Here is a 1,034-nt window from a genome sequence, read left to right as displayed (position 1 = left end):
ACTCCGGCTCGCCCGACACCTTCCCCTGGGACCCGGACTCCACCTACGTCCGGAGGGCCCCCTACTTCGACGCGGACCAGCGCGGCGGCACGCCCGCCATCAGGGGCGCGCGCTGCCTCGCCCTGCTCGGCGACTTCGTGACCACCGACCACATCTCTCCCGCCGGCTCCATCGCGCCGGATTCTCCCGCCGCCCGCTATCTGGGCGAGAGGGGCGTGGCCCCCGAGGACTTCAACAGCTACGGGAGCCGTCGGGGCAACCATGAGGTCATGATGCGCGGGACCTTCGCCAACGTCAGGCTGAGGAACGCCCTCGCGGGCGGGAGGAGCGGAGGCTGGACTCGCGACCTGCTCGACGGCGAGGTCAAGAGCATATACGACGCCTCCTGCCACTACAGGGCCCAGGGCGTGCCCCTGGTCGTCCTCGCAGGCAAGCTCTATGGCTCCGGCTCCAGCCGCGACTGGGCGGGCAAGGGTCCGGCCCTCCTGGGCGTGCGTGCGGTGCTGGCGCAGAGCTTCGAGCGCATCCACCGCTCCAACCTGGTGCAGATGGGCGTGCTGCCCCTCCAGTTCCATGAGGGGGAGGGCGTCGCGGAGCTCGGCCTGGACGGCAGCGAGTCGTTCGACGTCGAGGCGATCGACTTCTCCCGGGGGCTCCCCAACGAGCGCGACTGCGAGGTGGTGGCGCGTCGGGCGGACGGCAGCGAGCTGCGCTTCTCCTGCGTCGCGAGGGTCGACACCCCGCTCGAGGCGCGCTTCATGACTGCCGGTGGCATACTGCCCTACGTCCTCGACAGCCTCTCGTAGGCCGCCTCGCCCGGAAGAGCCAAGGAGTTCCGCCATGATCTGTCCCAACTGCGGGTCCAACGTGCCTGACGGCTCGGCGGTCTGTCCCGCCTGCAGGGCCGACCTCGGCATGACGGTCTCGATGCCGCGCCAGGAGGGCCGCTGGTGTCCCAACTGCGGGGCGCTCGTGGGCGAGGGGGACGAGGTCTGCCCCTCCTGCGGGATGCCGCAGGAGCCGGCGTGTGGCGA

Annotated in this window: 1 protein-coding gene and 1 pseudogene; both read left to right on the top strand. The window is 71.2% G+C overall.

Going from position 1 to position 1,034, the window contains the following annotated elements; translation table 11 throughout:
• Positions 1-806, top strand: a pseudogene (acnA, locus tag BQ7388_RS10825) (aconitate hydratase); the annotation flags it as partial.
• Positions 807-840: 34 nt separating this feature from the next.
• A partial coding sequence (locus tag BQ7388_RS10820; RefSeq protein WP_129583269.1) for a double zinc ribbon domain-containing protein occupies positions 841-1,034 on the top strand: 194 nt, incomplete at its 3' end.

The organism is Olsenella phocaeensis, assembly GCF_900120385.1.
GTDB lineage: Bacteria > Actinomycetota > Coriobacteriia > Coriobacteriales > Atopobiaceae > Olsenella_I > Olsenella_I phocaeensis.
This window is presented reverse-complemented; position numbering and strand designations above follow the sequence as displayed.